This is a genomic window from Aphanothece microscopica RSMan92 (assembly GCF_046613545.2).
In the GTDB taxonomy this organism is placed as follows: Bacteria; Cyanobacteriota; Cyanobacteriia; order PCC-6307; family Cyanobiaceae; genus NIES-981.
The window spans coordinates 1-486 of sequence record NZ_JBKKKY020000472.1; the positions used below are offsets into that span (position 1 = coordinate 1).

Here is a 486-nt window from a genome sequence, read left to right on the forward strand (position 1 = left end):
CCGCTTCTTCCGCGCGCTCGGGCCGTTGCGGCTCGGCGCGCTGGCGGAGCAATCGGGCGCGCGCCTTGGCGATGGGGCGGACCCGGATGCGCTGATCGCCGACGCTGCGCCGCTGGAAACAGCCGGCCCGGACGCGATCGCCTATCTTGAAGGCGGAAAGCCGGACGCCCCCATCGCCACCCGCGCCTGCGCCGTCTTCGTGCGGGCCGGCGACGCGGCGCGCCTGCCGGACGGCGTGGCGGCCCTGATCGTGAGCCATCCCCGCGCCGCCTTCGCGCGCGCCGTGCCGGCCCTGTTCGAGGAGCGCGGCTTCACCCCCGGCGCCGGCCTGATCGACCCGACAGCGGTCCTGGAGGAGGGCGTGCGGCTTTCGCCCGGCTCCGTGATCGGGCCGGACGCCCGGATCGGGGCGGCGACCGTGATCGGCGCCAACGCCGTGATCGGGCCCGGCGTGTGCATCGGGCGCGGCGGCCGCATCGGGCCGGG

1 protein-coding gene is annotated in these 486 nt (G+C 77.4%); it reads left to right on the plus strand.

Annotated features, from left to right (window positions below):
- Nucleotides 1–486 (plus strand): LpxD N-terminal domain-containing protein (locus ACLD7X_RS18600; protein WP_411425161.1); only part of this gene is annotated, 486 nt, incomplete at both ends.